Here is a 1,204-nt window from a genome sequence, read left to right as displayed (position 1 = left end):
CACACTACAGGACACCGCCTGAGTCATTCAATGTAATCTTTAACGCTTTTGGTTTAAATACCATTCTGATCGAGCTAAGTATTTTACGTGGGTTAATGATGATCTCACTAATGGCTTTAATAATAAAATCTACTCCAATGCGCACAATAGAGTATTGAGGATAACCGTGTTTTTTAAGCTTTCTGGGTTGATCTTTTAGCAATATATCTCCTTGTCTATATGCCCATATAAACGCGATGGTCAAGACAAACAAAAGGTTACTTAATCTTAGTGGATGTGTCATGTGTGTATCTTCCCAATTAAAGCCTTTTCGCTTCATGGCTGCAAACAATGTTTCAATTTCCCACCTGATTCGATATAAATCAAATACCATACGCCCCGGCTTGTTAGATACAAGAATCAATAACTCCCCACTATCGAGGCGTTTTGCACAAATATAGACATCACACCCTAAAACATTACGTGATGCTTTTAAACATGATGACTTCCCATCAGAGAGGTTTGCAAACATCGTTTTAAATGAAATTGCTTTGCCCTGACTATTGCTTGCTAGCACGGTTTCTTTAGCACGAATAACAAATGGAATCTGGTGGCTTTTAAGATAGGCAATCCAGTCACCACTCAAAAATTCTCGATCACATAATAATGCCTTTATTTGCGTGGGTTGAATGAATGTTAGTATACGATCAAAGAGTTTTCTTCTGTCTTCAAAATCTGAGTTTCCACATTTTTTGTCGGTAAGCAGTGACCAGATGACGGGAATAGAAATTCCTTTGTAGGCAATGCTTACCACCAGATAATTGATATGTGCTTTGCCAAATTTCCAATTTGTTCTATCCATGCAAAGTGTCAAATTTCCTTTAATATCAAAGACATCACAAATCATTAAAAACAAGGATTTATGACTAAATGTGAGATATTTCATGAAGCGTTGTAACCGCTTGTAGACAGACTGGTGTTTTGTTTTGGTAGAAAAGGTTCTGGAAAGTTTGGCAAGATTTACACTTTGCGTAATGAATAATCCCAAAATAATGTGAATCAGGCATGTTAAACGATGCGAATTAAAGGTAAAATATTGTCCCAGTAGCTGCTGAAATGCTTTGTTGTGTTTCATATGTAATTTTAGTTATTTTTTTCTACTCTAAAGATGTCATTGAAACCCTTGAAAATAAAGACTTTTTGCAGCTACTGTCCTGTAGTGTGG

Annotated in this window: 1 protein-coding gene; it reads right to left on the bottom strand. The window is 36.1% G+C overall.

The features are described from left to right. Positions 1 to 4: 4 nt before the first annotated feature. Positions 5 to 1,114: an IS4 family transposase gene (locus IE867_RS14480; RefSeq protein WP_192485410.1), complete on the bottom strand. Its 1,110-nt coding sequence runs from the start codon at positions 1,112 to 1,114 to the stop codon at positions 5 to 7. Between the last annotated feature and the right edge of the window lie 90 nt (positions 1,115 to 1,204).

The organism is Cysteiniphilum marinum (assembly GCF_014857925.1).
Taxonomy (GTDB): Bacteria; Pseudomonadota; Gammaproteobacteria; order Francisellales; family Francisellaceae; genus Caedibacter; species Caedibacter marinus.
Note: the sequence above shows the minus strand (reverse complement) of the source record. Positions and strands in the feature narration are given on the sequence as shown.

Bases quoted from the DNA above. Each gene is read 5' to 3' on its own strand.
- IE867_RS14480 (WP_192485410.1), bottom strand. From the start codon at position 1,114: ATGAAACACAACAAAGCATTTCAGCAGCTACTGGGACAATATTTTACC.